Annotated in this window: 26 protein-coding genes and 2 riboswitches; of the genes, 12 read left to right on the top strand and 14 right to left on the bottom strand. The window is 58.5% G+C overall.

Going from position 1 to position 26,329, the window contains the following annotated elements:
- Nucleotides 1–268: 268 nt before the first annotated feature.
- Nucleotides 269–1,300: an aldose epimerase family protein gene (locus tag EDE05_RS16680; RefSeq protein ID WP_132411369.1), complete on the bottom strand. Its 1,032-nt coding sequence runs from the start codon at nucleotides 1,298–1,300 to the stop codon at nucleotides 269–271.
- A gap of 99 nt (nucleotides 1,301–1,399) precedes the next feature.
- A complete protein-coding gene (metA, locus tag EDE05_RS16675) occupies nucleotides 1,400–2,320 on the bottom strand; it encodes a homoserine O-succinyltransferase (protein WP_105374667.1) in 921 nt (306 codons plus the stop codon).
- A gap of 56 nt (nucleotides 2,321–2,376) precedes the next feature.
- Nucleotides 2,377–2,454, bottom strand: a riboswitch (SAM riboswitch).
- Nucleotides 2,455–2,621: 167 nt separating this feature from the next.
- Here metA and EDE05_RS16670 point away from each other — a divergent pair.
- From EDE05_RS16670 to EDE05_RS16640, 7 genes are all read left to right on the top strand, one after another.
- Nucleotides 2,622–3,272: a thiamine diphosphokinase gene (locus EDE05_RS16670; RefSeq protein ID WP_132411367.1), complete on the top strand. Its 651-nt coding sequence runs from the start codon at nucleotides 2,622–2,624 to the stop codon at nucleotides 3,270–3,272.
- Between the two features lie 3 nt (nucleotides 3,273–3,275).
- Complete coding sequence (locus EDE05_RS16665; protein WP_132411365.1) at nucleotides 3,276–5,093, top strand: ABC-F family ATP-binding cassette domain-containing protein; 1,818 nt, start codon at nucleotides 3,276–3,278, stop codon at nucleotides 5,091–5,093.
- A 148-nt stretch (nucleotides 5,094–5,241) separates the two neighbouring features.
- Nucleotides 5,242–5,691: a response regulator gene (locus tag EDE05_RS16660; RefSeq protein ID WP_132411363.1), complete on the top strand. Its 450-nt coding sequence runs from the start codon at nucleotides 5,242–5,244 to the stop codon at nucleotides 5,689–5,691.
- 42 nt (nucleotides 5,692–5,733) lie between these two features.
- Nucleotides 5,734–5,839: riboswitch (TPP riboswitch) on the top strand.
- A gap of 37 nt (nucleotides 5,840–5,876) precedes the next feature.
- Nucleotides 5,877–6,887 carry a thiamine ABC transporter substrate binding subunit gene (gene thiB, locus EDE05_RS16655; RefSeq protein ID WP_132411361.1) on the top strand — a complete coding sequence of 337 codons (1,011 nt, stop codon included), beginning with the start codon at nucleotides 5,877–5,879 and terminating at the stop codon, nucleotides 6,885–6,887.
- A gap of 7 nt (nucleotides 6,888–6,894) precedes the next feature.
- Nucleotides 6,895–8,517, top strand: a complete 1,623-nt coding sequence (gene thiP / locus EDE05_RS16650; RefSeq protein ID WP_134101960.1) for a thiamine/thiamine pyrophosphate ABC transporter permease ThiP — start codon at nucleotides 6,895–6,897, stop codon at nucleotides 8,515–8,517.
- Nucleotides 8,510–9,217, top strand: a complete 708-nt coding sequence (locus EDE05_RS16645; protein WP_132411357.1) for an ATP-binding cassette domain-containing protein — start codon at nucleotides 8,510–8,512, stop codon at nucleotides 9,215–9,217. The genes thiP and EDE05_RS16645 overlap by 8 nt, the downstream gene beginning before the upstream one ends.
- A 346-nt stretch (nucleotides 9,218–9,563) precedes the next feature.
- Nucleotides 9,564–11,030: a M48 family metalloprotease gene (locus EDE05_RS16640; RefSeq protein WP_245423015.1), complete on the top strand. Its 1,467-nt coding sequence runs from the start codon at nucleotides 9,564–9,566 to the stop codon at nucleotides 11,028–11,030.
- Between the two features lie 11 nt (nucleotides 11,031–11,041).
- Here EDE05_RS16640 and EDE05_RS16635 read toward each other — a convergent pair whose 3' ends face one another.
- The 5 genes from EDE05_RS16635 to EDE05_RS16615 form a co-directional block, all read right to left on the bottom strand.
- The gene (locus EDE05_RS16635; RefSeq protein WP_105384511.1) at nucleotides 11,042–11,905 is read right to left on the bottom strand and encodes an RNA polymerase factor sigma-32; all 864 of its coding nucleotides are present in this window, start codon (nucleotides 11,903–11,905) and stop codon (nucleotides 11,042–11,044) included.
- Nucleotides 11,906–12,193: 288 nt separating this feature from the next.
- Entirely contained in the window at nucleotides 12,194–12,766 is a 573-nt protein-coding gene (locus EDE05_RS16630) for a CarD family transcriptional regulator (RefSeq protein WP_105374659.1), read from the bottom strand.
- Between the two features lie 389 nt (nucleotides 12,767–13,155).
- Nucleotides 13,156–13,494, bottom strand: coding sequence for a ferredoxin FdxA (gene fdxA, locus EDE05_RS16625; RefSeq protein WP_105374658.1), 339 nt, complete (start codon nucleotides 13,492–13,494; stop codon nucleotides 13,156–13,158).
- Between the two features lie 209 nt (nucleotides 13,495–13,703).
- Nucleotides 13,704–14,123: an RNA-binding S4 domain-containing protein gene (locus tag EDE05_RS16620; protein ID WP_132411355.1), complete on the bottom strand. Its 420-nt coding sequence runs from the start codon at nucleotides 14,121–14,123 to the stop codon at nucleotides 13,704–13,706.
- Between the two features lie 4 nt (nucleotides 14,124–14,127).
- A complete protein-coding gene (locus EDE05_RS16615) occupies nucleotides 14,128–17,256 on the bottom strand; it encodes a helicase-related protein (RefSeq protein ID WP_132411353.1) in 3,129 nt (1,042 codons plus the stop codon).
- Nucleotides 17,257–17,955: 699 nt separating this feature from the next.
- Between EDE05_RS16615 and EDE05_RS16610 the strand changes: the two genes are divergently transcribed.
- A complete protein-coding gene (locus EDE05_RS16610; RefSeq protein ID WP_105374655.1) occupies nucleotides 17,956–18,111 on the top strand; it encodes a DUF3309 family protein in 156 nt (51 codons plus the stop codon).
- A 38-nt stretch (nucleotides 18,112–18,149) separates the two neighbouring features.
- Complete coding sequence (locus EDE05_RS16605) at nucleotides 18,150–18,404, top strand: YMGG-like glycine zipper-containing protein (protein WP_105374654.1); 255 nt, start codon at nucleotides 18,150–18,152, stop codon at nucleotides 18,402–18,404.
- Nucleotides 18,405–18,650: 246 nt separating this feature from the next.
- Here EDE05_RS16605 and EDE05_RS16600 read toward each other — a convergent pair whose 3' ends face one another.
- A complete protein-coding gene (locus tag EDE05_RS16600; protein WP_132411352.1) occupies nucleotides 18,651–19,379 on the bottom strand; it encodes a beta-ketoacyl-ACP reductase in 729 nt (242 codons plus the stop codon).
- A 124-nt stretch (nucleotides 19,380–19,503) separates the two neighbouring features.
- The gene (locus EDE05_RS16595) at nucleotides 19,504–20,685 is read right to left on the bottom strand and encodes an acetyl-CoA C-acetyltransferase (RefSeq protein ID WP_105374652.1); all 1,182 of its coding nucleotides are present in this window, start codon (nucleotides 20,683–20,685) and stop codon (nucleotides 19,504–19,506) included.
- Between the two features lie 248 nt (nucleotides 20,686–20,933).
- Here EDE05_RS16595 and phaR point away from each other — a divergent pair, with 248 nt between their 5' ends.
- Complete coding sequence (phaR, locus tag EDE05_RS16590; protein WP_105374651.1) at nucleotides 20,934–21,509, top strand: polyhydroxyalkanoate synthesis repressor PhaR; 576 nt, start codon at nucleotides 20,934–20,936, stop codon at nucleotides 21,507–21,509.
- Here phaR and EDE05_RS16585 read toward each other — a convergent pair whose 3' ends face one another.
- From EDE05_RS16585 to mtgA, 4 genes are all read right to left on the bottom strand, one after another.
- On the bottom strand, nucleotides 21,510–21,917 hold the full coding sequence (locus EDE05_RS16585) for a hypothetical protein (protein WP_105374672.1): 408 nt from the start codon (nucleotides 21,915–21,917) through the stop codon (nucleotides 21,510–21,512).
- A 123-nt stretch (nucleotides 21,918–22,040) separates the two neighbouring features.
- Nucleotides 22,041–22,226 carry a 50S ribosomal protein L32 gene (gene rpmF / locus EDE05_RS16580; RefSeq protein WP_003535764.1) on the bottom strand — a complete coding sequence of 62 codons (186 nt, stop codon included), beginning with the start codon at nucleotides 22,224–22,226 and terminating at the stop codon, nucleotides 22,041–22,043.
- Between the two features lie 148 nt (nucleotides 22,227–22,374).
- The gene (locus EDE05_RS16575; RefSeq protein WP_132411350.1) at nucleotides 22,375–23,022 is read right to left on the bottom strand and encodes a glutathione S-transferase family protein; all 648 of its coding nucleotides are present in this window, start codon (nucleotides 23,020–23,022) and stop codon (nucleotides 22,375–22,377) included.
- A gap of 72 nt (nucleotides 23,023–23,094) precedes the next feature.
- Nucleotides 23,095–23,841 carry a monofunctional biosynthetic peptidoglycan transglycosylase gene (gene mtgA, locus EDE05_RS16570; RefSeq protein WP_207914851.1) on the bottom strand — a complete coding sequence of 249 codons (747 nt, stop codon included), beginning with the start codon at nucleotides 23,839–23,841 and terminating at the stop codon, nucleotides 23,095–23,097.
- Nucleotides 23,842–23,971: 130 nt separating this feature from the next.
- Between mtgA and EDE05_RS16565 the strand changes: the two genes are divergently transcribed.
- Nucleotides 23,972–24,886, top strand: a complete 915-nt coding sequence (locus EDE05_RS16565) for a polyprenyl synthetase family protein (protein ID WP_132411346.1) — start codon at nucleotides 23,972–23,974, stop codon at nucleotides 24,884–24,886.
- 15 nt (nucleotides 24,887–24,901) lie between these two features.
- Nucleotides 24,902–25,534 (top strand): LysE family translocator, encoded by a 633-nt coding sequence (locus tag EDE05_RS16560; RefSeq protein ID WP_207914850.1) that lies wholly within the window; start codon nucleotides 24,902–24,904, stop codon nucleotides 25,532–25,534.
- Between the two features lie 25 nt (nucleotides 25,535–25,559).
- On the opposite strand, the gene EDE05_RS16555 is transcribed toward EDE05_RS16560, so the two are convergent.
- Complete coding sequence (locus EDE05_RS16555; protein ID WP_105374648.1) at nucleotides 25,560–26,219, bottom strand: OmpA family protein; 660 nt, start codon at nucleotides 26,217–26,219, stop codon at nucleotides 25,560–25,562.
- Nucleotides 26,220–26,329: the final 110 nt, after the last annotated feature.

Below are 26,329 nucleotides of genomic sequence, written 5' to 3'. Positions count from 1 at the left end.
TTTGGACAGACCACGTTTTATCATCAGCTCGAAGCGCAGCACCTCCTGCATCACCGTGGAAGATGAGGCGAAAGCCGAATACCCCATCTCCGGTACGAAACGTCACCTATCTCTCAGGTCGGGCACTACGAAATCCCCAATAAACGCAGCCTCGGCGGGCAATGATTTATTCGGCTTAGATGCCATACGAGTCGAGAGACCACGACATGGCGCAGGCGGCCAGTCGCGCGGCCTACAAGATCAAGCCGCACGTCCTCATGCTTCCCGCTTAGTGCTTTGAAAAGACGTAGTCGGTCTCCTGCCGCAAGACCTCACCGGGGCGCAGGACGGCATTGGGGAATCTGGCATGGTTGATCGAATCGGGCCAGACCTGGGTTTCGAGGCAGAAGCCTGCGAAGGGGCCGTATTGCCGCCCGTCAAGTCCGGTCACCGGAAGCTTCTGCAGCTTAAAGGCCGCATAGAACTGCAACCCAGGTTCGGTCGTGCGCACTTCCATCGCAAGGCCGGAATAGATGCTGCGCACCAATGCCACGGGTCGTTTGGCTGTGCGTTCATGCGACAGGCAGAAATTGTGATCGAAAAGGACCTGATCGCCGCCGCCGAAGCGTTTCATCGGCCCCATTTCCCGCAGATCGAAAGGGGTGCCGGCAACGGCTAAAATCTCGCCAGTCGGCACCTGCCTGTCGTCGAGAGCAAGCACATGGTCGGCCGCGATCATGATGTCATGGCCGAGGGCGTCGTCACGGCCATCAAGATTGAAATAGGAATGCTGGCAGATATTGGCGAGTGTCGGTTGATCGGCCGTCGATTCGTAGATGACCGACAATACGCCGTCAGCGTTGAGCTGATAGGTGGCGGTGATGGTGCAGTTTCCGGGGTAACCGGCACGGCCATCCGGATCGGTGATGCGCAGCACCACCTTGTCGGGCGTGCAATCAACGATCGTCCAATTGCTGCGGCCGATGCCATCCGTACCGCCATGCAGGTGCGTAACGCCGCGTTCGTTGAGTTCAAGCTGATATTGCCTACCGTCCAAGGAGAAACGGCCGCCGCCGATGCGGTTGGAACACCTGCCGGGGGTCGCGCCGAAATAGGGCGAGTGTGCGAGATAGTCTTCGAAGCGCTCGAAACCCAATACAAGCGGCGGTTGATGTCCGTCGAGCCGCAGATCCTGGATGACTGCCCCCCAAGTGATGACATGCGCCGTCAGCCCACCGCCGGAAATCTTGAGGCGGTAGACCGCCTCGCCCTTCTCCGTCTGCCCGAAAACCTCGAAACCCTGCTTCGCTTGATCCGCCACGGCCTGCTCCTCCGAATTGTCGGCGTGCAAACTGCGCGATTTGTCCGGCAGCCGCAACGTCGTTGCGAACAAAATTATCCGCCGTCATCGGATCCAAGCTTATTGCGCGCCGATCTTCTCCATATCGTAGGGCGTCGTCTGGTAGATCTCATTGATCCAGTTGCCGAACAGGAGATGCGCGTGGCTGCGCCAGCGGTTCAAGGGTGTCAGCGTGTCGTCGTTATGCGGGAAGTAGTTATGCGGCAGCTTGATCGGGATGCCGGCGTTCACATCCCGGAAATATTCGTCCGCCAGCGAGGTGGAATCATATTCGACGTGATTGAACATGTAGAGCCGTCTGCCGGCCTTCTCATGCACCAGGCAAATGCCCATCTCCTCGGATTCCATCAGGATTTCGAGATCCGGCACCTTCTCGATGTCTTCCCGTCGAACCTCCGTCCAGCGCGATACCGGAACCTGGAAATCGTCGGAAAATCCGTTGAGATAGACGGACGACGGGCAGAGATTGCGGTGGCGGTAAACTCCGAACGCCTTCTCTTTCAATTCGTATTTCGGAACGCGATGGAAGTGATAGATGGCGGCCATCGCCCCCCAGCAGACATTCATGGTCGAATGGACATTGGTGGTCGTCCAGTCGAGGATCTTCTCCATCTCATCCCAATAGGTGACCTCTTCGAACGGCAGCGTTTCAATCGGCGCCCCGGTGATGACGAAACCGTCGAATTTGCGGTGTTTCACCTCTTCCCAGGTCTCGTAGAAGGCAAGCAGATGATCCTCGGAGGTATTCTTGGCCCTGTGGTTGCCGACGCGCACCAGTGAAAACTCGACTTGCAGGGGCGTCGCACCGACGAGGCGCGCCATTTGCAGCTCGGTCTTGATCTTGTTCGGCATGAGGTTCAGGAGCCCGATCTGAAGCGGACGGATGTCCTGCCGCACCGCCGCGGTTTCAGTCATCACTCGCACACCCTCTTCAACGAGGGTACTGAACGCGGGCAGCGTATCGGGAATCTTGATCGGCATGGCTCAACCCAACAAAAACAAAGCCGGCGGCGAAAAATCGCAACCGGCCCGTGGGAAGACATCTTCTCGCGGCCCTTTAGCGACTTTTTTAACGTGGCTGCAAGCCGGCCGGCCAAATCACCACGGAATTATGAGCTTTCAAATAATCCTTGCTAAGCCCCGCGTCAATGGTAGCAAAATCTACCTCACTTCCCGCAAGGAGCGTTCTGGCCGCGAGATCCGGCGCAAAGCGCTCGAAATTAGCGAGACAAGCTTGTGGCGACTTTCCCTTCGTGCCCCGTTTACGCTATGGGCAGTGGGCATGACCCATTCAACCTTTGCCATCCTGCTCGGCGGAAACCTCACCGTCACCGACCGCTTGAAAAAGGCGCTCGCAGACAGCCGCTTCATCGCGGCAGATAGCGGTATGCGGCACGCGGCGATACTTGGCGTGGAACCCGAATTGTGGGTTGGCGACTTCGACTCCACCGATGCCGAGCTTGCAAGGCAATGGCCGGGTATCAAACAGAAGACCTATCCCCCGGAAAAAAACGAGACCGACGGCGAAATCGCCACGGCCGAGGCGGTCGACCGCGGAGCCACACGGCTAGTTTTCGTCGGTGCGCTCGGCGGCGAGCGGAGCGACCATGCCCTCCAGCACCTGTTACATGCAATGAGTCTCGCCGAGCGCGGCGTCGATATCGTTCTGACCTCCGGCGAAGAAGAAGCCGTACCTCTTTTGCCAGGCAGGATCAGCCTCGATCTTCCAAAAGGCTCGTTGTTTTCCGTCATCGGTTTTTCTGCCCTGGAGGGGCTCGATATCATCGGAGCTCGGTATCCGCTGGTAAATTTCTCACTTCCATTCGGTTCTTCGCGCACGGTTTCGAACGTTGCAGAAGGGCGCGTCGAATTCCATCTAAGAAGCGGCAAGGGCATGATACTCGCCCGCCCCTATGACATGACAGGAGCCTGACTTTTGGCGCCCCCAATTTTGAAACTGGACGACATCTTCCTGAGCTTCGGCGGCGCACCGCTGCTTGCCGGCGCGGGATTGCAAGTGGAACCGGGCGACCGGATCTGCCTCGTCGGCCGCAACGGCTCGGGGAAGTCGACGCTGATGAAGATCGCCGCTGGAATGGTCGAGCCCCAATCCGGTGAGGTCTTCCGTCACCCCGCCGCAACCATCCGCTATCTTGAGCAGGCCCCCGATTTCGCGGATTTCAAGACGGTGCAGGCTTATGCGGAGGCCGGTCTTGGTCCCGGCGACGATCCTTACCGCGTCACCTATCTGCTCGAACATCTGGGATTGACGGGCCAGGAGGATCCGAAAAACCTTTCGGGGGGGGAATCCCGCCGCGCAGCGCTTGCGCGCGTCATGGCGCCGGAACCGGATATCCTGATGCTGGACGAGCCGACCAACCATCTCGACTTGCCAACGATCGAATGGCTTGAAGAGGAGCTGCGCAAGACGAGAAGCGCGCTGGTTCTGATCTCCCACGACCGGCGGTTCCTGGAAAAGGTGTCAACCGCCACCGTTTGGCTCGACCGCGGCACCTCCCGGCGGCTCGACAGGGGATTTGCTCATTTCGAAGCTTGGCGTGATGAAGTGCTGGAAGCGGAAGAACTGGAGCAGCACAAGCTCGGAAAAGCCATCGAACGCGAGGAGCACTGGCTGCGCTACGGCGTGACAGCGCGCCGCAAGCGCAATATGCGCCGGCTCGGCGAATTGCAGACCATGCGTTCGAATTATCGCGGTCACAAAGGCCCGCAAGGTACCGTGCAGGCAAAAATCACCGAGGGCCGGGAGTCCGGCAAATTGGTGATCGAGGCCGAGAACATTACCAAAGCTTATGATCGGCCTATCGTAGCACCGTTCTCGATCCGCGTGCATCGGGGCGATCGGATCGGCCTGGTCGGCCCGAACGGTGCTGGAAAGACGACACTTCTGAAGATGTTGACCGGCCAACTTTCACCCGATAGCGGAACCGTGAAGTTCGGTACCAATCTGGAAATTGCGACAGTCGACCAGAAACGCGAGGACCTGGACCCTGAAGAGACGCTGTCCCACTATCTGACGGACGGCCGTGGCGAAACCCTGCTCGTCAATGGGGAACAGCGCCACGTCGCCGGTTACATGAAAGATTTCTTGTTTCAGCCGGAGCAAATCAGGACACCGATCAAGAACCTGTCCGGCGGAGAACGCGCCCGCCTGATACTCGCCCGTATCATGGCAAAGCCATCGAACCTGCTGATCCTTGACGAACCGACCAATGATCTCGATATCGAGACGCTCGACCTGCTCCAGGAGATCGTGGCAAGCTACAACGGTACCGTCATCCTCGTCAGCCACGACCGCGATTTCCTGGATCGCACTGTGACCTCGACCATCGCGCCGGCCAATCCCGACGCACCGGATGGGCGCTGGATCGAATATGCAGGCGGCTACACCGACATGCTGGCACAGCGCAAAGGCGCTTTGGAGGAAAGGCGCAGGGCCGAAAAGGCTGAAAAGCCGAAGGCCGAATTGAACGCTTCCGTAGAAGCGCCGAAGGGCAAAGGCAAGCTTTCCTACAAGCAGAAATTCGCGCTCGAAAATCTGCCGAAGGAGATGGCGAAGACTGAAGCGGATATCGCCGCACGGGAGAAGAAGATGGCAGATCCTGCTCTCTTCACCAAAGACCCTGCCGCTTTCAACAAGCTCGCAGCTGAAATGGAAAAACTTCGGGAAAACCTGACAAAGATGGAAGAGGAATGGCTGGAGCTCGAAATGCTCCGGGAGGAGCTCGAGGGATAATTTAATAATTTGTTATGCTTAACAAATAGTTAGGCAAGAAAAGCATGTACCGGCCCGGAACAATCTCCCTCCTCTGGCGTTCGAAAGGCAATCAGCGCCGGGACGCACCTCACGTGCCGGCATAGTGAGAACCGAATTGGGGACATTCATGCTGACAAATGTTGAGAGTGGTCGGCTGGCCCGCGAGGCGCCAAGTCAACGCGTACTGATTGTCGAAGACGAGTTCCTGATCGCCCTCGACATTGCCGAAACGGTTGAACATATGGGACTGGAGGTCGCAGGATTTGCGCATGGCCGCCGGAATGCTCTCGAATTGGCACCGGAGGCGGATATCGCCATTGTCGACGTCAATCTCGCTGATGGGCGGACCGGGCCGGATATCGGTCGCATGCTCGCTGAACGTTACGGGGTCACCGTCATTTATATGACCGGGAATCCGGAAGACGTTGACGGTGTGAGGGGGCCTCTGGGTGTTCTGACAAAACCGGTGCTCCCCCATGTGGTCGAGCAGTCGATTGACTATGCTGTGGCAAACCGCCTCGGCCGTTCCGCGAAAGTGCCGCGTGAACTCAAGGTTTTTCGGCAAGGGCGGGCCTGAACCGGCCCCTTGCCAGCGGAACTTCCTACCGTTAAATCTTTCTCCGCTCTAACGGGGTGCCACACGATTTCATGTGGCTGAGAGGCATTGCCAACCCGCGGAACCTGATCCGGTTAGCACCGGCGGAGGGATTAGACGGCTTGTTGCCAGCGCCTATTCCCCAAACTTTTGAAGAGGAGGCGCTGATGCGCAATATCATTCTGTCGATGTTCGCGGCCGCGGCGGCGCTGTCCCTTTACACTGTCGCGCACGCTCAAGACAAAACGCTGACCGTCTATACCTACGAGAGCTTCCTTTCCGACTGGGGCCCTGGCCCCAAGGTCAAGGAGGCTTTCGAGAAGACGTGTGCCTGCAATGTGAAATTTGTCGGCGTGGCGGATGGCGTGGCGCTGCTCACACGCCTCAAGCTGGAAGGCCAGGATACTGATGCGGATCTCGCACTTGGTCTCGACACCAATCTCGTTTCCGAAGCCAAGGTTACGGGGCTTTTCGACGCGCATGGCCTTGATCTTGCGGCGGTCAAAGTACCTGGCAGCTACAGCGATGACACCTTCGTCCCCTATGACTATGGCCACTTCGCAGTCGTCTACGATACGGAGGCGATGAAGAACCCGCCGAAAAGCCTTCGGGAGCTTGTTGATGGAGACCCATCGCAGAAGATTGCGATTGAAGACCCTCGCACCTCGACACCTGGTCTCGGCCTCCTCCTCTGGGTAAAGTCTGTCTATGGCGATAAGGCCCCGGAGGCCTGGGCAAAGCTCAAGAACCGCATTCTGACGGTAGCGCCCGGCTGGTCCGAAGCCTACGGCTTGTTCACCAAAGGCGAAGTCCCGATGGTGTTTTCATACACGACCTCTCCCGCCTATCACATGGTCGAGGAAAAGACCGAACGTTATCAAGCAGCGTCCTTTGCCGAAGGCCACTACATCCAGATCGAGGTGGCCGGCATCCTGAAGGGCGCTTCGGAAAAAGAACTGGCGAAAGAGTTCCTGAAGTTCATGGTCTCGCCTGCCTTCCAGGATATCATTCCCACCACCAATTGGATGATGCCCGCCGCGAAGATATCCGGCGCTCTGCCGGACGCCTTTAACAAGCTGGTCCAGCCGCAGAAGACCTTCCTCATGGGATCGGACGAGGTCGCCAGGAACCGCCAAGCCTGGATAGACGAGTGGCTGACTGCCATGAGCATGAATTAAGAAGATCATGTTGCTGACGCGGGGAGAGCGAAGAAGGGGCATCGCCTGGGGTCTTATGAGCTTCGCCTCTATCGCCCTCTTCGTCGCCATTGCCGTTGTTGCATTGCTTTCCTGGGATGCCGACGGCGCCCAATCCCGGCTCTTTACGGCCTACACATGGCGAATCCTGCGCTTTACGCTTTGGCAGGCGATGCTGTCGACATTGCTTTCCGTAGGGCTTGCACTTCCCGTGGCACTCGCTCTTGCCCGCCGGCCCGACTTTCCCTGCCGAACCTGGATCGTCCGCCTCCTGGCGCTGCCGATGGGGCTGCCGGTTTTGATCGGCGCGCTAGGGTTGATCGGTATATGGGGGCGTCAGGGCCTGATCAACGGCCTGCTGTTGACGCTCGGCCTAGACCAGCCCATCAGCATCTACGGTCTTTCCGGAATCCTGCTCGCACATGTCTTCTTCAACCTGCCGCTCGCCACGAGGCTGTTGCTCGCGGCACTGGAGCGCCAGCCGGCGGAATACTGGCTTCTATCCGCAAGCCTCGGCATGAAACCGCTCTCGGTCTTCCGGTTTGTGGAATGGCCCGCCGTTAAAAACGTCATCCCAGGCATCGGCGCGCTCGTCTTCATGCTGTGTGCCACGAGCTTTACGCTGGTGCTGCTGCTGGGCGGCGGACCGGCAGCGACCACGCTCGAAGTGGCGATCTACCAATCGCTGCGTTTCGATTTCGACCCGCCGCGGGCGGTCGCCCTGGCGCTGCTGCAAATCGTCATAACAGGCGTTATTCTGCTCGGCATGGCATTATTGCCGACGCCGGATGACCCGGGTGCAGCCTCGGGCCGTACAAGCCGCCGCTTCGACGGTCAGGCGTTGTCTGTACGTCTTTGGGATTCATTTGCCATACTTGCTGCCACGGTATTCCTGATCATGCCACTGGCTTCGATCCTTGCCGCCGGGCTTAGAGCAAATCTCTGGAACCTCGCATCGAGCGCCGCCTTTCTTACCGCCGCCTGGACGAGCTTCTCCATCGCTTTGAGTGCCGGAATGCTGACGATTGTGACCGCGCTCGCCATAATCGCAGGAAGGGAAGCGGTGGCAGACATGAAAAAGCCCGCGGCGAGCGCTCGGGGCTTCACTGCAATGCTTGCGGGCACGTCCTCGCTTGTTTTGCTGGTGCCGCCGGTCGTCCTCGGCACCGGTTGGTTCCTGGTGCTACGACCCCTTGGGGATGTTGGTCGCTTTGCCCCTCTGCTGGTCGCGGTGATCAACATGCTGATGGCGCTGCCTTTTGTGATGCGGGTGCTGGAGCCGGCCATCGAGACCCATCGTCAGCGGACAGCCAGGCTTTCCGCAAGTCTCGGCCTCTCCGGTCCTTCGCGGCTTTGGCATATCGACCTCCCTGTGCTTTTAAAGCCCCTGGCGACGGCACTTTCCTTCGCCATGGCACTGTCGCTCGGTGATCTCGGGGCCGTGGCTTTATTCGGTTCCAACGATCTCGTCACGTTGCCCTGGCTCGTTTACAGCCGGCTATCCAGCTACCGGACCAATGACGCCGATGGCCTGGCGCTTATGCTGGGCATCATTTGCCTGCTGCTGACCATATTGGGAACGACCGGCCGGAGAGGGGCGGAGAATGGCTGACGGCATCAAGCTGGAGAATGTCGAATTGAGGCTCGGCACCACGGATTTCCGGTTTGATTGCGCTCTTCCCTCCGGCGCGGTGACAGCCATTACTGGGCCATCAGGGTCGGGCAAATCCACTTTTCTCAATATCATTGCGGGTTTCGAAGTTCCCGACATGGGCCGCGTCTTCGTCGCTGGAGAGGACGTGACGGAAAAACATCCGTCCGAACGACCGGTTTCGCTGGTTTTCCAGGACCACAATCTTTTCGCTCATTTGAACCTCTTCACCAATATCGGTCTCGGCATCAGTCCTTCGCTGACCCTTTCGCCCGAACACCGAAAGGCAATTTCGCAGGCGTTGGAACGTGTGGGGTTAGGCGGATACGAAAAACGCATGCCAGGCACGCTTTCCGGGGGCGAGAGACAGAGAGCCGCCTTTGCGCGCGCCTTGGTGCGCAACAAGCCCGTACTGCTGATGGACGAACCGTTTGCTGCGCTCGATCCGGGTCTTCGCATCTCGATGGCGGGCCTTCTGCTCGACCTGCATCGGGAGACGGGCAATACCGTGCTGATCGTCACCCATGATCCGAAAGAACTGAACCGCTTGGCCGATCACGCCCTATTTATTGAGCAGGGACAGATCACGCTGGAGGCACCGGCAGAGGAATTTCTGGGCCGTCGCGACATCCCGTCACTCCTCGAATTTCTTTCGAGCTGATCGCTCCCGGCTCTCTTGAAGGAGTGTCTATCGACCTTTTTGACCGATCACGCCCGGAGACTCTTGCAAAAGCTCCGTTACATTTGCCGCCACAATTTGGACGTGGCGCAATGGCATCGCGAACTGGCTGTGGGGATTTTCTTTGCAAACACGCCGATAAGACATATCTCAATAATGTCTGTGCATGTGGTGCGAAAATCGCTAAGCGAACATGGAGAACAAACTCGCTTTGGTTCGAGAGAGCCATCCTAAAGCCGGATGGCAGACCTTGGAAATGACGGTGCGTGAAACGAGGACGATGAGGCGCGATACGGCTGGTTCGATGGTCTTGCCAAGGGCTCGCTTCATGCTGGGCTTTCGGACTGCGGGCGCCTTGCTGCTCGGGGGAACCCTGCTGGCCGGCTGTCAGTCCATCTTCGAGCAGGCCTATACTCCGAACGTCTCTCCTTCCGACTCGCCGCAGATCGTCGATGAAGTCCAGAAGAACGATCCCCGAGCGCAAATGGGAGCGCGGGAGCATCCCCGCATCGTCGCGAGCTATGGCGGAGAATATCGCGATGCCAAGACCGAACGGCTGGTCGCCCGGATAGCCGGCGCCCTGACCGCTGTCTCGGAAAATCCCAACCAGTCTTTCCGCATCACTATCCTGAATTCGCCGGCGATCAACGCCTTCGCGCTGCCCGGCGGCTATCTCTATGTGACCCGCGGGCTTCTCGCCCTGGCAAATGACGCTTCGGAAGTCGCAGCGGTCCTCTCCCACGAAATGGGGCATGTGACCGCTAACCACGGTATCGAACGGCAACGGCGCGAGGAGGCGGAAGTGATCGCCAGCCGCGTTGTCGCCGAGGTCCTTTCGAGCGATCTTGCCGGCAAGCAGGCGCTTGCCCGCGGCAAGCTCAGGCTTGCAGCATTTTCCCGCCAGCAGGAGCTGCAGGCTGACGTGATTGGCGTGCGAATGCTAGGCGAGGCAGGATATGACCCCTATGCGGCGGCGCGTTTTCTGGATTCCATGGCAGCTTATGCCAGGTATTCATCCGTCGACCCTGACAGCGACCAAAGCCTGGACTTTCTGTCAAGTCATCCCAATTCCACGCAGCGTGTCGATCTTGCGCGCCGCCATGCGCGCAATTTCGGCCAGGAGGGCACAGTCGGCGACAAGGGCCGCGACTATTATCTCGCCGGCATCGACGGCCTTCTCTACGGGGACAGCCCACAGGAAGGTTATGTGCGCGGCCAGACCTTCCTGCATGGTGGGCTCGGCATCCGTTTCGACGTGCCACCCGACTTCCGTATCGACAACAAAGTGGAAGCGGTACTGGCGACCGGGCCGGGTGAAACGGCAATCCGGTTCGATGGGGTCGCCGCCGGCGATAACAACAGCCTGACCAATTACCTGACGAGCGGTTGGGTGGCGGGGCTGCAGCCCGAGACGGTGCGGGAAATCCAGGTCAATGGATTGCCCGCGGCAACCGCTCGCGCTTCAGCCGACCGCTGGGACTTTGACGTTACGGTCGTCCGGGTGGGCGAGCAGATATTTCGCTTTCTCACCGCGGTGCCGAAGAACAGCGCTTCACTGCAGACCACGGCCGATCTGCTGCGCAGCACGTTCAGGCGAATGACGCCGGAGGAGACCGCAACATTGAAACCTCTGCGGGTCCGGATCGTGACTGCCGCTCAAGGCGACACGGTGGCTTCTCTCGCCGCCCGCATGATGGGAACCGACCGGAAACTCGATCTTTTTAAGCTGATCAACGCGCTATCGGCCGGCGCCACTCTGTCGCCAGGCCAGAAGCTGAAGATCATTTCCGAATAGCCCGCCGAATATCAGCAGACAGCGGCCATTTGCGGGTTGGCTGAAACCAGCGCCATCTTGAGTTTTTCGATCGCGCGACTCTCGATCTGACGTACGCGCTCTTTGGAAATGCCGAGTTCGGCACCGAGCGCTTCCAGCGTCGCACCTTCATCCGTGAGGCGGCGTGCCCGGATGATCTTCTTTTCGCGATCATTGAGCTTGGTAAGTGCACCCTGAAGCCATTTCAGGCGCCGTTCGCCGTCTATCATTCCGGAAACCTGTTCATCGGGCAGCGGCTCGGCACTGGCAAGCATGTCCAGCCGTTCGCCGCTGTCGGCGTCGCCGGCGATGGACGGAGCCTGTAGCGAAGCGTCATTGCCGGAAAGGCGGGCATCCATGGTCTGAACATCCGCGACACTAACCCCGAGAGCTACGGCAATTTCCTCGTGGATGGCGCGCGCCGTCAGATTGGAATCCCCACGGGCAAGCTTCGCACGCAACCGACGAAGATTGAAGAACAAGGCCTTCTGCGCCGAACTGGTGCCGCCGCGAACGATGGACCAATTGCGCAGGATATAATCTTGCATGGAAGCGCGGATCCACCAGCTAGCATAGGTGGAAAAACGTACATCACGTTCCGGTTCAAACCTTGCCGCAGCCTCGAGCAGCCCTACATAACCTTCCTGTACGAGGTCGCTCATCGGCAATCCAAAGCCGCGGAACTTGGAAGCCATGGCGATTACGAGCCGCATATGAGCAAGCGCGATCCGGTTGCGAGCGTTCTGGTCTTGATCGTCCTTCCACCGTACCGCCAGATCTCGCTCTTCATCTCGTGCAAGATAGGGTGCCGACATCGCTATCTTGATCATAGTGCGGTCTGCGGACATGGCTGTCATCGTGCTCTCCGTGAACGGTCTGATCCGACAAAAAGCAAAGCCCAACTCCAGCACCGTGCCTTCGAACGGCGATGAAGATTTTAAGGCTGCGCTTTTCTCCCCTCGTTGAATTCCGCGGGGATTCATCCGGCCGACAAGCCAAAAATCCGCCCGCACTGCTTCCCGCGGACGCGAATGATGCCGTTAACGCAATTCGCCATCCCGGCGGGACAACGCTGCAGCACGGAAAAAGTTCCAATAAAAAACCCGGCTGGAAGGCCGGGTTTTAAAAACAGGCGCAATAGAAGCTTAGGCGGCTTCTTCCTGTGCCTCGTCTTCTTCGATTGTCTTGCCGCGCTTGGGACCCTTGGCAAGATTGATCTCGACAACGCGAACGGCTTCCGTTTCAGACATTCTGTTAACGGCAGCGATTTCACGAGCCATGCGGTCGAGCGCGGCTTCGTAGAGTTGGCGCTCGGAATAGGATTGTTCGGGCTGGTTCTCAGCACGATAAAGATCGCGCACCACTTCCGCGATCGAGATCAGGTCACCAGAATTGATCTTGGCATCATATTCCTGAGCGCGGCGCGACCACATGGTGCGCTTCACGCGTGCCTTGCCCTGGACCACCTTGAGGGCACGCTCGACAAAATCCGTTTCGGACAACTTGCGCATGCCGATGTTCACGGCCTTGGCAACAGGCACCTTAAGGCGCATCTTGTCCTTCTCGAAATCGATTACGAAAAGTTCGAGCTTCATGCCCGCCACTTCCTGCTCTTCGATGGCCGTGATCATTCCCACGCCGTGAGCGGGGTAGACAATCGATTCACCGGTCTTGAAGCCCTGGCGCGCGGGAGAATTCTTCTTCTGCTGAGTCGTCATTCGTTTCACAAACTCCCTATTACTCACCCGTGTTTCGGGTCGGGGAAACCGGGTCTGTCAGGCCCGGATGAGACGGGGGAAACCGTCGGGTCACTCCATACTGGTCCGACCAACGCTAGCGAAAAACAAACCCCATCGCGAACTGCGACCGCCAACATTCAAGCGTTGCAATGTCACTTGTACCGCGTTTTGGATGATCTGTTGCTTTCGTGATGTTTTTTGGGCACGCGAGTGCCGCCTTGTGGAACAGTTCTTATTACCTACCACAAAAAAGTGCGGAAATCAATAATTTGCTTTTGCATGTGCACACAAGGCCACATTCGTCCTGTGCTCAACAAAAAGGCAATATGATTCCAGATGGCTGCCGAGCCATGCGAGGAAGGTATGGATCAATCGCCCTTGCCAGGCTCCGGCGAGAAGAATTGCTCGTATTTGCCAGCCACGCCGTCCATCTCTTTGGCTTCCGGTAAAGGATCGCGCTTGACGGTGATGTTGGGCCAGACCTGCGCAAAATCCGCATTCACCTTGAGCCATTTGTCCAGCCCCGGTTCGGTGTCCGGCTTGATTGCCTCGGCGGGACATTCCGGCTCGCAGACGCCGCAATCGATGCATTCATCCGGGTGAATGACGAGGAAGTTTTCACCTTCATAAAAACAATCGACCGGGCACACCTCGACACAGTCGGTGTATTTGCAACGGATACAATTGTCGGTCACGACATACGTCATGCGGCACCCCAGCAATATCTCGGATCAGCAACACGCCGGCAACAGGATGAGTGCCAGCATGCCGGAAAGCCGGGACAGGCGAAACCCTAACTGCAAAGAGGACAGGAGGCAGGCATTCCGGCTTTTCGACTGTCAGGTAAAGCCTTTGGCTTTGCTTAGCAAGGATAAAGCGTCCTGAAAACCGCAGCTCGGCAGGCGATTTTTCTAATCTAATCGCTATCTGCGTCCGGAAGCAGCCGGTCGGTTTCCCGACGCTCCTTCTTGGTGGGCCGTCCGCTTCCCTGCATGCGCTGCGCCTGCTCGAAGAGCGTCAGCCGCTGCCTCCCTTCCGGTGGCGGGCTGAGATCCTCGTAAAGAAGACGCGCCTCCTCGAAAGGGCCGCGCCGCTCGCCGCCCGACCTCACTACCAGCACGACATCGCGACGTTCAAGCGCAAGCTCAATGCGGTCCCCCGGCTTCACCTGGGAACTCGGCTGGGAAACAAGCTCTCCGTTCACCCGGACATGGTTCGAGCGGATAAGGTCCTGAGCGATGGAGCGTGATTTCGCCATGCGGGCAAAAAAGAGCCACTTGTCGATGCGCTGGCGCGAACCGCTCAACGACGCCGCTTGTGGCTCCTTTTCCGTCATAGCCTTACTTCTTCATTTGCTCCTTGAGAGCAGCGAGCTTTGCAAAGGGCGAATCCGGATCGATCGGCTTCTCCTTGCGCGGGGGCTTAGCCTCAAAACGCGTCGGCTGCGACCCTTTGCCGCGCTCGTTACGATCCTGGCGTGGGCCGCCCTCCGGGCGTTCGCCGCGGTTTGGCCGATCGCCACGGTTGTTGTCAGGTCGGCGATTGTTGTCGCGGTTCTGCCGGCCGCCGTCGCGGCGCTCACGATCCCGGTCGCCGCTTGGGCGCCCTTCCCTGCGCTCTCCATCGCGACGATCGTCACGGCGCCCTTGAGCACCCTGAGCCGCTTCACCGCCGGCCTGGCGTTGGCCACCGCCGTGGCCGCGCCGATCACCGTGTTGCTGGCGTCCAGTTCGCTGATTGTTGTCCCGACCACCACCAGGCCGCCACAGAAGAACGGGCTTCGGCTCCTCGGACTCATCAGCCTTTGCCGCATCAGCAGGGTCTGCCGAAGGCGTTTCCTCTACTGCCTCCGGTACCGCTTCGGATTGCGCCGTTTCAACAGCCGTATCGGGCGAAGCCTCTGCCGTTTCGGAGGCGTCCGCGTCGTCAGCCTCTCCGGTCTCCTGTGCGGCTTCGGCAGATGCCGGCGCTACACTATCGGCAGACGCCCCGCCTTGAGCAGCCAGGAAAGCCTGCGCCTCTTCCGCCTTGACGGCATCCGCACGGTAACCCAACCCCTTGAGGATCTCTTCCATGTCGTCTGGTGTGGCGCCTAGGATGGAAAGCATCGCGGTCGTCGTCGTGAACCGGCGGCCGTCATAAGCGCCCTCCGGACGTGGGGTGGTGCCGGGCTTCCACTGGAGGAGCGGACGGATCAGATCTGCCAGGCGCTCGAGAATATCGATACGAACCGCGCGTTTTCCGAGGAAGCGGAAGCCTGCCAGTTTGTAGAACATGCGTTCGAAAGCCGGATCCGCGACAACCGAAGTACGGCCGGCGGCAAGTGCCGGAATAAGGTCGCCGTAACCCGGCTTGTCGAGGCCGTCATTCTTCAAGGCCCAGAGAAGCGTGATCAGTTCGGCTGGAGCCGGTTTCAGAAGCGTCGGCATGAAGACGTGATAGGCGCCAAAGCGGATACCGTAGCGCCGCATCGAAGCGCGCGCGTCCTGATCCAGCGACTTGACTTCTTCTGTGACATCGCGCCGGAAGAGAACACCCAGATTCTCGACAAGCTGGAAAGCCAGCCCCTTCGCAAGACCCTGAAGGTCTTCGGCCCGCGACAGATCATCGAGCGGCTTCAGGATCGTGGCGACATGATGATTGACGAAGCGCTCGATGCGGGCAACCACATGATCGCGGGCATTGCCGGTGAGCTGTTCGTCCGACAGCAGGATAACGCGCGGACGCATGATATGATCGCTCGCTGTAAGACGGGCGACAGGTTCGCCCAGCCAACGCACGAAACCATCGGATCCCACGGCGAGATCGCCGTTGCCGGAGGCATAGAGCCTTGCGGCGCGGGCCTCGAATTCGAGGGCCAATGCCTTCTGGGCAGCCGCCTGCACCGCCCTGGCATCCGGCCCCTCGGCCCCTGCGACGGGTGTGAAGCGGAATCCCGCCAACTGCCCGACGTGATGTCCTTCCACAAAGACATCACCATTCACACTGATTTCAGCTTCCAGCATAGCATTCTCTCTCAGGCGCTTCATGAGCACAGATGTCCTGCGATCAACGAAGCGTTTCGTCAACCGTTCATGTAGTGCGTCCGACAACCTGTCCTCAATTTCCCGCGTCTTTTCTTGCCAGTGTGTCGGATCGGCAAGCCAGCCGGGACGGTTCGAGACATAGGTCCAGGTCCGAATTTGCGCAATGCGTGCCGACAGCGTGTCGATTTCGCCATCGGTCCGATCGGCACGGCGGACCTGCTCCGCCATGAAGTCCTCGTTCACAGTACCGAAGCGCACAAGATCGGAGAAAAGAGTCGAAATGAGGTCCGCATGCTGCGCCGGCGCAATCCGCCGATAATCGGGAAGAGCGCAGGCTTCCCATAGTTTCTCCACGCGTTCCGGCGTTGTCGCCGCGTCCCGAATCTCCGGATATCTCGAAAGATGATCAAGGGCTTGGCTATCGGTCGCGGGCAATGCTCGGGTAAGACCGGAAACCGTGGGCGCCGCATCGAGGCTTTCTCGCAAAGCTTTGAGCGAAGAAAAATCCAGGTTCTTCGAACGCCACTGAAGCACCTTCACCTGATCGAATTGATGCCCTTCGATTCGCTCGACCAGTTCATCGTCGAAGGGTGCAACCTGACCGGTGACACCAAAGGTTCCGTCTCTGACATGTCGCCCGGCGCGGCCGGCGATTTGGCCGAGCTCCCCAGGATTGAGATTTCGGAACTGGTAACCGTCGAATTTCCGGTCCTGGGCAAACGCGACATGATCGACGTCCAGGTTGAGACCCATGCCGATCGCATCCGTCGCAACCAGGTATTCAACATCGCCTGACTGATAAAGACCGACCTGAGCATTGCGCGTACGGGGACTGAGCGCGCCGAGAACGACGGCCGCGCCGCCGCGCTGGCGCCGGATGAGTTCTGCGATGGCATAGACCTCGTCAGCCGAAAACGCCACGATGGCAGAACGCTGCGGAAGACGGGTGATTTTCTTCTGGCCCGCATAAAAGAGCTGAGACAGGCGCGGTCGCTCAACGATCGTCACGCCCGGCAATAGCTTTTCGAGAATCGGACGCATCGTCGCGGCACCCAGCAGAAGGGTCTCGTCGCGCCCGCGAAGATGCAGGATCCGGTCAGTGAAGATATGTCCGCGCTCGAGATCGCCGGCCAATTGCACTTCATCGATTGCGACAAACGACGCTTTCGTCTCACGCGGCATCGCTTCGACGGTACAAACGGAAAAGCGGGCGTTCGGCGGAGTTATCTTTTCCTCGCCGGTCACTAGCGCCACCTGGGAGATCCCGACTTTTTCCACCAGGCGCGTATAGACCTCCCGCGCCAGAAGCCGGAGCGGAAGACCGATCACACCCGAACCATGGGCGACCATTCGCTCGATGGCGTAATGCGTTTTGCCGGTATTGGTGGGTCCGAGCACGGCGGTAACGCCGCGCCCACTTGTAATCAAGGGCTGAAAATTCAAAGCCTAGGTCCGCGCATATGTGGACCGGTCATTACATGAGAAAAAGCCGGCCACGCCACACATGGCGATCCCTGCCGATAAAGGCAAGCCTCCATTGCGGTTTTGCACGCCAGGTACGGGGTTTTCCGCGCGATTTAATCATCTCCTTCCACAAGGAAAATCGTAGCAAAGAACAGACGCGAACGAATCGGAGACGAATCGCAGACTCCACAGGATTCAACGTTTGTTCACGGCTATATATTGATGCACACCTGCTCGCACAAACGACATCCTGAATCTCGTGCCGATTCCTACCGCTTTTGATGGATGCTCCGGCGAAATCGCCGTCACTCACAGAGAAAGACCGGAGTCAACATATTGATATAGTTAATTTTTGATAAACCAGCAACGCATGACTCCACTCCTAAAAGCGCCCGAATTAACGTTCGGGTCAAAGCCAGAACGAAACGTTGACGAATCAGAGACCGATCTTCTTTCCGGTTTTGTTCTCACAACATCTAGTATCTGCCAAGCCGCGTCCGACTCTAAAAATCCGAGGCGCAGTTAATCGTTAACGGTGGTCTCCGATGCGGGTGTTAACCCCGCCTAACATCCGTTAATCACACGTGAGAGACTGCGCTTCCGCCTCTTGGAACAAAAAACGCCAAGCCACGTTTCCTCGCCACATCCGAACCGGATTGCCCAGTGGAGTAAAAAGCCATGCTCGGAACCATATTGCTTATCATCCTCATCCTACTGCTCATTGGCGCTTTGCCGAATTGGGGTTATAGCCGAGGTTGGGGCTATGGTCCGTCCGGCGGATTGGGCCTCGTAGTACTGATCATCATCATCCTGCTATTGATGGGCAGGATCTAAAACGGCGTAGCCGTGCGTAAAAGGGAAGGGAAAATCACATGAAGAAGATTCTGGTAGTAGGCTGCATGATCGGCACGCTCGCCTCCTGCACGTCCACTGAACGGGGCACGGCAATCGGTGCAGGCACCGGTGCCGTTATCGGCGGTGCTGTGACCAACAGCTGGGGCGGCGCAGCGGTCGGCGCTGTCGCGGGCGGTCTCGTCGGCGCGGCAATCGGCGAGTCCGAAAAGCGGCGCGGCTACTGCGTCTACCGCGACCGTTACGGCCGCACCTACGAGGCTCGCTGCCGCTAAGCCGCACGAGCGGAAGATATTGGCGACCGGCGTAGGGCAACCGACGCCGGTTTTTCTTTGCCTTAACGCGCTGGCGTCAACCTTTGGAGTAAAGCCGGAACAAATCGCTGACGAATCGGCGACATCGGCTGCTTCTCGGTTTGTTCACCACAATATCTCGTATTATAACAACACGTTAACCATATTGGCAGGCGGGATCGCCTGCCAATATGGCCCCTAGTCACGGCAGACGGTTAATGGCGGAAATTATCCGGCCATAAACTGGCCGCCGTTTGCCGAAAGCGTCGACCCGGTAATGAAGCCTGCTTCGTCGGAAGCAAGGAAAACGACGCAGCGGGCTATCTCCTCCGGTTCGCCAAGACGACCGACCGGAATCTGCGGAATGATCCGTTCGTTGAGCACCTTTTCCGGAACAGCTCGCACCATCTCTGTGCCGATATATCCCGGGCAAACCGCATTGACGGTGATGTTCTTCGCCGCTCCCTCCTGAGCAAGCGCCCTGGTGAAGCCGAGATCACCTGCCTTGGCCGCGGAGTAATTCACCTGCCCCATCTGGCCTTTCTGGCCATTGATGGAAGATATGTTGACGATGCGACCGAACCCGCGGTCACGCATCCCGGCCCAGACCGGATGCGTCATGTTGAAAAGTCCTGTAAGATTGGTACCGATCACCTCGTTCCATTGTTCCGGGGTCATCTTGTGGAACATGCCATCGCGCGTGATACCGGCATTGTTCACAAGGACATCGATCGGTCCGAGTTCTGCTTCGACTTTGGCGATACCTTCAGCGCATGCTTGGTAGCTCGATACGTCCCATTTGAAGACCGGAATTCCCGTCTCGTTATAGAAGGCTTTTGCCTTCTCCTCATTGCCGGCAAAGTTGGCCGCCACCCGATAACCCGCGGCCTTGAGCGCAATTGAAATCGCCGCCCCGATACCACGCGTTCCTCCCGAAACCAATGCAACCCTGCTCATGCCACTTCCCTTCCCTTTGTGATACGGTCCTTCTGCGTAACCAAATGCTTACGGATTTTGACAGACTCGCGCCAGGAACAACTCCGCCTTCCGGCTTCGAGCAAGCGGAGCTATCCCGCGAAAATCACATTGCTTCGAGACACATGGCAACGCCCATACCGCCACCGATGCAAAGTGTTGCGAGACCCTTCTTGGCGCCGCGACGCTTCATTTCGAAGAGAAGCGTATTAAGAACGCGGGCACCGGATGCCCCAATCGGATGGCCGATGGCAATGGCACCGCCATTGACGTTGACGATCGAGGGATCCCAGCCGAGGTCCTTGTTGACCGCGCAAGCCTGCGCCGCAAAGGCTTCATTCGCTTCGACAAGATCGAGATCATTGACAGACCAGCCGGCTCTCTCCAGCGCCTTGCGGGAAGCAGGAATCGGGCCGGTACCCATGATCTGCGGATCGACACCGGCGGTAGCCCAGGAAGCGATGCGGACCAAAGGCGCAATGCCTCGGCGCTTGGCTTCTTCTTCTGTCATGAGCACGGTGGCCGCCGCACCGTCGTTGAGGCCGGATGCGTTGCCGGCAGTGACCGTGCCTTCCTTGTCGAAAGCCGGGCGGAGCTTTGTCATCGCGTCCATTGTTGCACCCGCACGGATGTACTCGTCGTTATCGACGGTCACGTCGCCTTTTCTCGTTTGAATGACGTAGGGAATGATCTCATCCTTGAAACGGCCTGCAGCTTGCGCCGCTTCTGCCTTGTTTTGGGAAGAGACGGCAAACTGATCCTGCTCTTCGCGGGAGAGCTGCCACTGGCGCGCAATGTTCTCCGCCGTAATCCCCATGTGATAGCCGTAGAAGGCGTCTGTGAGCCCGTCCTTGATCATCGTATCGATCATCTTGAAATCGCCCATCTTCACGCCACCGCGCAGATGAGCGCAGTGCGGAGCCATGGACATGGACTCCTGGCCGCCTGCGACGATGATCTTTGCGTCACCCAAAGCAATCTGCTGCATTCCGAGTGCCACGGCACGCAGGCCCGAACCGCAAAGCTGATTCACTCCCCAAGCGGTTGCCTCCTTGGGAACACCGGCTTTCATCGCAGCCTGGCGCGCCGGATTCTGGCCTTCGCCCGCCGGCAGCACCTGCCCAAGGATGACCTCGTCCACGTCGGACGCATCGACACCGGCGCGGGCAAGCGCGCCTTTGATCGCCGCAGCGCCGAGTTCGTGGGCCTGGACATTGGCGAAGGCACCGTTGAACGAGCCGACGGCAGTGCGGGCAGCCGATGCGATCACGATGGATGGATTAGCCATGGGAGGTCTCCTCTTATTCGATATTGCTCACGAGACTGGCAAAGCTTGGCCGCAGAGTCAAACGCCGGGGCGCATCAGCAGGCTGTGTTGGAAATTGGCCTTGAGATTTCGCGGATTTGCTGCGCAACAAAGCAATCGCCGCGCCGCACAAATCGATTGTCAGCCTGCTTCATTTAGGCTTACATTCCTCTTGGGAGCGCAACGCCATCGACAAAAAACAACCACGTTGACGGGAGCAGGAGGCAATTATGGCGAAGACCGAAGGCGAAATCATAATCAAGAAATATGCCAACCGACGCCTCTACAATACAGGCACCAGCACTTATGTGACGCTGGAGGACCTGGCAAAAATGGTCAAGAAAGGAGAGGAGTTCCTGGTTCAGGATGCCAAGACCGGCGAGGACATTACCCATTCCGTTCTGACGCAGATCATCTTCGAGCAGGAATCAAAGACGGGGAACACCCTGCTGCCCATCTCGTTTCTCCGGCAGTTGATTTCCTATTACGGCGACCAGATGCAGATGGTCGTGCCGACTTTTCTCGAACACTCGATGAAGACCTTTACGGAGCAGCAAACGCAGATGCGGGAGCAGATGGCCAAGGCCTTTGGCGATACGCCGCTCAGCAAAAACCTGCAGGCGCCGATGCAATTGATGGAAGAGCAGGTGCGTCGGAACACTGAGATGTTCCGTCAGGCGGTGCAGATGTTTTCCCCCTTCACGGGCCAGCCACCAGCCGCAGCTCAAAAGAAGGCGGATTCGAAGGATATCGACGAACTGAAAGAACAGCTTCGCAACCTTCAAAGCCGGCTCGACAATCTCTGATTAAAGCCCGATCGATACATCCCGCCCGGCCGAACGGATCGCGACTGCAAAGCCGCCGATGACGTCGATGAATGTTATGATCATCAAGATGAAGAATATCTGCGTTGCAGCATCTCTGACCAACAGGAATTCCGTCAGATATCCGACGAAGGTCAGCATTGAGAGCATGTGATTGAAAAGCGAGCCGCGACCGTTGCGGCTCGCCTTCAGGATTTCCACGAAGAGAAAAAACAACGCAACCACGATCAGAACGTCGCCCAGCGTCATCGTCCACTCCGCGCCGGAGAGCATCCGCAGCGAGATCAAGACATTGTCGAGCGAAGCCACTCCGCCCCCGCCCATCGTTCCCAACATCGCAAGATTGTAGAGAACGAACGGAATGATCATCAACGGCAGGGCAGCGAGCATGGCAGACTCCAAACAATGATTGGTCGGCCGGACTGTGATGGCTGCTCGCGCTTTCCGCAAGACATCGCTGAAACAAAAAAGGCCGGCAAAGCCGGCCCTCATGCAAACTGCCTGCTAAAACGCTTACGCGTTTTCCTTCGGCGTCAGAACCTGGCGGCCACGGTACATACCGGTCTTCAGGTCGATGTGATGCGGACGGCGAAGTTCGCCGGAGTTCTTGTCTTCGATATAGGTCGGAGCCTTGAGCGCGTCGGCGGAGCGGCGCATACCGCGCTTGGACGGGCTCGTTTTTCTCTTCGGTACAGCCATTTTCGTTACTCCACTTTCGTGCAAAACATGATCCCCGGCCGGAACTGAGGCCGATTGGGCATGTCTCGATCTCGGAAATTTGGGCGGCTTATACATGCCCTGCAGGGGTTTGACCAGTCCTCAGCGGGATTTTTTGTAAATATGAGGCTTACGCCTCGTCTTCCGGCACGATCCAAGTTTCGGCAAGCGCCGCTTCCTGCCATTGGAGCCAAGCGGGATGGGATTTCATCGCCGCCATGTAAGCGAGCGTATCTGCATCCGACACAAGATCATAAACGTCAAACCGATTAACGACCGGTGCGAACATCGCATCCGCTGCGGAGAACTCGCCGAATAGAAATGGCCCGCCGGACGTCGCGCGCAGTTCCCGCCAGATCGCGGAAATCCGGGCTACGTCGTCCATCACGCCTTCGGCCAGTTCAATTTTGCGCTTTGGCCGTCGGATATTCATCGGGCAGGCGTTGCGCAACGCTCTGAACCCAGCAAGCATCTCAACCGAAATCGACCGGGCTATCGCTCGGTCGGGCGCCGCTTTTGGCCAGACGCGCCTTTCGGGGAAAAGCTCGGCGACATATTCAATGATCGCCAGCGACTCCCAGACGCGCAGGTCCCCATGATGCAGCACGGGCACCTTGCCGGTTGGCGATATCGGCTTGAACCTCGGATTCCCTGCTGGAAAATCGAACGGTATCAGCACCTCTTCGAACGGAATCCCAGCTCCCGTCATCGCAATCCATGGGCGGAAGGACCATGACGAATAGTTCTTGTTGCCGATATAAAGGATGAGCTTTTCCACGACGGCGCCTCCAGCAGGTTTTACCTGCCTATAATCGGCCCGCCGGACAACAACCAATGAAATTGCGCGAAGTCAGCCATAAATGCATTTGATATAATCGGCGGAGCTGCGGGCACGCCGCTCGACGACTGCGGCCAAGCGCTGCATTCCGCGGCCGGGCTTGCCCGCGGCCCGGGTGATGGGATTGGGAAGCGCCACAGCCAGAAGCGCTGCCTGCCGCGCGTTGAGCTTTGCGGCCGGCACTTTAAAATGATATTGGGCTGCCGCCTCTGCCCCGTAGATGCCAGGGCCCCATTCAGCGATATTGAGATAAATCTCCATTATCCGACGCTTCGACCACACGAAGTCGCCGCCGATTGCGAGAGGCAGTTCGAGACCTTTGCGGATGAACGAACGACCATTCCAGAGGAACAGGTTCTTGACCGTCTGCATGGGAATCGTGCTGGCTCCGCGTGTCGCTTCGCCGTCAAGGGCATCCTCCACCACACCGCGCATCTGGGCCCAGTCAACGCCACCATGGAAGCAGAACTGTCCGTCTTCCGACATCATGACCGAACGCACCAGGTTGGGCGAGATGTCGTCGAGACTAACCCAGCGCCGATCATAGCCACGGAAAAGGATCAGTTCTGAGAGCATCAAGGTCGAGACAGGGCGAGTAAACGGTATGGCGTAGACCAGGATCAACAGGTAGGGCAGCACCAGGACGACGACCGCAATTGAGAGAAAGCGACGCGTCAGCCTATTGGACAACAGACGGTCCCGCCGCGTCCTCATGACGGACTCCTCTTCGTCCGCGTGCTGTTCGGGTGAAATGTCCAATATCCCGCTTATCCCATGCTTAGCAATTTCATAACCGGTGAATGCTTCCAAGGCGAGTCCGGCGCCGAAACTTCCGGTGTACTGGTAAATCTCCGTTGCTTGCCAACGGTTGGCATGCCAAACAGCGGCCATGACGGACACCAAACCTGCATTTGACGAGCGCTTACGACAAAGCGCTTCCGAGACGGAAGCCTTGCTTGCTTCGGTGCTTTCCGATGCCGCCCTGCCGGATGAGATCGCACGCCCGGCACACCTGATGGCAGCCATGCGGCACGGCTCCTTGAACGGTGGGAAAAGGCTTCGGCCCTTTCTGTTGCGCGAAAGCGCGGTTCTTCTCGGCGGGTCATCCGATGCCGCGCTTCGTGTCAGCGTGGCGCTCGAATGCCTTCACTGCTATTCGCTGATTCACGACGATCTTCCGGCCATGGACGACGACGATCTGCGGCGGGGCCAGCCGACCGTTCACAGGGCTTTTGACGAAGCGACAGCTATCCTCGCCGGCGATAGTCTTCTGACCTATGCTTTCGACATCATCGCGGCTCCGGAAACCACGCTTGCGGACAGGCTCAAGACAGAGCTTGTGCTGGCACTGGCGCGGGCAGCAGGCCCTGGCGGCATGGCAGGCGGACAGGCTCTTGACCTTGCCGCAGAAAAATCAGCGCCGGATGAAGCCGGTATCGTGACCTTGCAGGCAATGAAGACCGGTGCGCTGCTGCGGTTTGCTTGCGAGGCAGGCGCCATCGTCGCCGGGTCGCCGGCGGCCGATCGGGAAAGACTTCGTCTTTTCGGCCAAAAGATCGGCCTTGCCTATCAGCTCGCCGACGATCTGCTCGACCTCACCTCCGATGCCTCCACCTTGGGGAAGGCGGCTGGCAAGGATGCCGCGCGCGGCAAGGGAACGCTGGTCGGCCTCCATGGCAGGGATTGGGCTGAAAAGAGGCTCGAAGTACTGACCAATGAAGCTATCGGCCTTCTTGCGCCCTACGGAGAAAAGGCGCTTATTCTGCAGGAAGCGGCGCGCTTCATCGCCAGCCGAGACAATTGACCCCGAGGGAAGACCTTGCCTGAGATCCTGATCTATATGTGGCCCGCCTATGTCGCCTATATCATCAACGTCGCAAGCCCCGGCCCGGCCAATTTCGCGATCATCGGCGCCTCGATCTCGCAAGGCCGCCGCGCCGGGTTGATCACCGCACTCGGTATCGGATGCGGTTCTTTCACCTGGGCCTGCGCCGCAGCGCTTGGCCTAGCGGCGCTGCTGCGCAACTATGCGCTTGCACTGGAGATCCTGAAAATCCTTGGCGGGCTCTACCTGATCTATCTCGCCTGGAAGGCTTATAAATCCGCACGCTCACCGGATGCAAAAGCCGCAATCGGCAATGCCCGGACGGATTATACGGCACGCCAGCTTTGGTTGCGCGGCTACATGATCCACCTGACCAATCCGAAGGCTATCTTTGCCTGGCTGGCGATCATTTCGCTGGGTCTGCCCGAAAACGCGTCGACTTCGGCGATCATCCTGATCATTGCCGTCTGTATGATATCCAGCCTGACGGTCTTCACCAGCTATGCAATGGTGTTTTCGACGTCCCGCGCGCTGCGCGGCTACAGGGGGGCGCGGCGCTGGATCGAAGGCACGATGGCCGTCTTCTATAGCGTTGCCGGGTTCAAGCTTCTGACGAGCCGCATCTAGACGACTCGTCAGAGTTTTTCAAAAATCAGCCCTGCGTAATCGGAGCGATCGCCACTTCGACGCGGCGGTTCTGCGCGCGACCATCCGAGGTCGCGTTAGACGCAACCGGTTGCGACGGACCAAAACCCATCGTCGACATGCGGCGCTGGTCGACCCCGCGGCCTGCCAGATAGTTCGCAACCGACGCAGCACGGCGTTCCGACAGCCCTTGGTTATGCGAGAGGCTGCCGGTCGAATCGGTATGCCCGTTTACATCGATAAAGGTCTTGTTGAACTTGTTCAGCACGACCGCTACCGAATCGAGGGTTCTGTAGAATGGCGGGATCACCTGATCCTGGTCGGTCGCAAAGGTGATGTTGGACGGCATGTTGAGGATGATGCGATCGCCGACGCGCGTCACGGAAACGCCCGTGCCCTGAAGCTCGGCACGTAATTCCGCTTCCTGATTGTCCATATAGGCGCCAATCCCGCCGCCGGCCAGCGCACCGATACCGGCGCCGATCAGAGCATTGCGACCCGCATGGCGTCCTCCCGTCAGCCCGCCGGCAAGTGCGCCCAGGCCGGCACCGATCACGGCACCACCAGCGGTGTTGGAAACCTTTTGTTCACCCGTATACGGGTCGGTTGTGGTGCAGGCAGAGAGATAGGTCGCGCAAAGTGCGACGATTGCGATTTTCTTGAGCATGAAGTTGAAGTCCCCGTCGTCAATGGTGACATCTCATTTACCACGAATTGCGGCAATAGCGAGGAGAGGCTTCGGCACTCGGTAGCCCCTTTTGTCCAACAGCTGGCATT

Origin of the sequence: Neorhizobium sp. R1-B (assembly GCF_004368875.1) — a bacterium.
Classification (GTDB): Bacteria; Pseudomonadota; Alphaproteobacteria; order Rhizobiales; family Rhizobiaceae; genus Neorhizobium; species Neorhizobium huautlense.
Note: the sequence above shows the minus strand (reverse complement) of the source record. Positions and strands in the feature narration are given on the sequence as shown.

Coding starts and splice junctions, on each gene's coding strand:
- metA (WP_105374667.1), bottom strand. CDS start 2,320: ATGCCGATCAAGATTCCCGATACGCTGCCCGCGTTCAGTACCCTCGTT.
- EDE05_RS16670 (WP_132411367.1), top strand. CDS start 2,622: ATGACCCATTCAACCTTTGCCATCCTGCTCGGCGGAAACCTCACCGTC.
- EDE05_RS16660 (WP_132411363.1), top strand. CDS start 5,242: ATGCTGACAAATGTTGAGAGTGGTCGGCTGGCCCGCGAGGCGCCAAGT.
- thiB (WP_132411361.1), top strand. CDS start 5,877: ATGCGCAATATCATTCTGTCGATGTTCGCGGCCGCGGCGGCGCTGTCC.
- thiP (WP_134101960.1), top strand. CDS start 6,895: ATGTTGCTGACGCGGGGAGAGCGAAGAAGGGGCATCGCCTGGGGTCTT.
- EDE05_RS16645 (WP_132411357.1), top strand. CDS start 8,510: ATGGCTGACGGCATCAAGCTGGAGAATGTCGAATTGAGGCTCGGCACC.
- EDE05_RS16640 (WP_245423015.1), top strand. CDS start 9,564: ATGCTGGGCTTTCGGACTGCGGGCGCCTTGCTGCTCGGGGGAACCCTG.
- EDE05_RS16635 (WP_105384511.1), bottom strand. CDS start 11,905: ATGACAGCCATGTCCGCAGACCGCACTATGATCAAGATAGCGATGTCG.
- EDE05_RS16630 (WP_105374659.1), bottom strand. CDS start 12,766: ATGACGACTCAGCAGAAGAAGAATTCTCCCGCGCGCCAGGGCTTCAAG.
- fdxA (WP_105374658.1), bottom strand. CDS start 13,494: ATGACGTATGTCGTGACCGACAATTGTATCCGTTGCAAATACACCGAC.
- EDE05_RS16620 (WP_132411355.1), bottom strand. CDS start 14,123: ATGACGGAAAAGGAGCCACAAGCGGCGTCGTTGAGCGGTTCGCGCCAG.
- EDE05_RS16610 (WP_105374655.1), top strand. CDS start 17,956: ATGCTCGGAACCATATTGCTTATCATCCTCATCCTACTGCTCATTGGC.
- EDE05_RS16605 (WP_105374654.1), top strand. CDS start 18,150: ATGAAGAAGATTCTGGTAGTAGGCTGCATGATCGGCACGCTCGCCTCC.
- EDE05_RS16600 (WP_132411352.1), bottom strand. CDS start 19,379: ATGAGCAGGGTTGCATTGGTTTCGGGAGGAACGCGTGGTATCGGGGCG.
- EDE05_RS16595 (WP_105374652.1), bottom strand. CDS start 20,685: ATGGCTAATCCATCCATCGTGATCGCATCGGCTGCCCGCACTGCCGTC.
- phaR (WP_105374651.1), top strand. CDS start 20,934: ATGGCGAAGACCGAAGGCGAAATCATAATCAAGAAATATGCCAACCGA.
- EDE05_RS16585 (WP_105374672.1), bottom strand. CDS start 21,917: ATGCTCGCTGCCCTGCCGTTGATGATCATTCCGTTCGTTCTCTACAAT.
- rpmF (WP_003535764.1), bottom strand. CDS start 22,226: ATGGCTGTACCGAAGAGAAAAACGAGCCCGTCCAAGCGCGGTATGCGC.
- EDE05_RS16565 (WP_132411346.1), top strand. CDS start 23,972: ATGACGGACACCAAACCTGCATTTGACGAGCGCTTACGACAAAGCGCT.
- EDE05_RS16555 (WP_105374648.1), bottom strand. CDS start 26,219: ATGCTCAAGAAAATCGCAATCGTCGCACTTTGCGCGACCTATCTCTCT.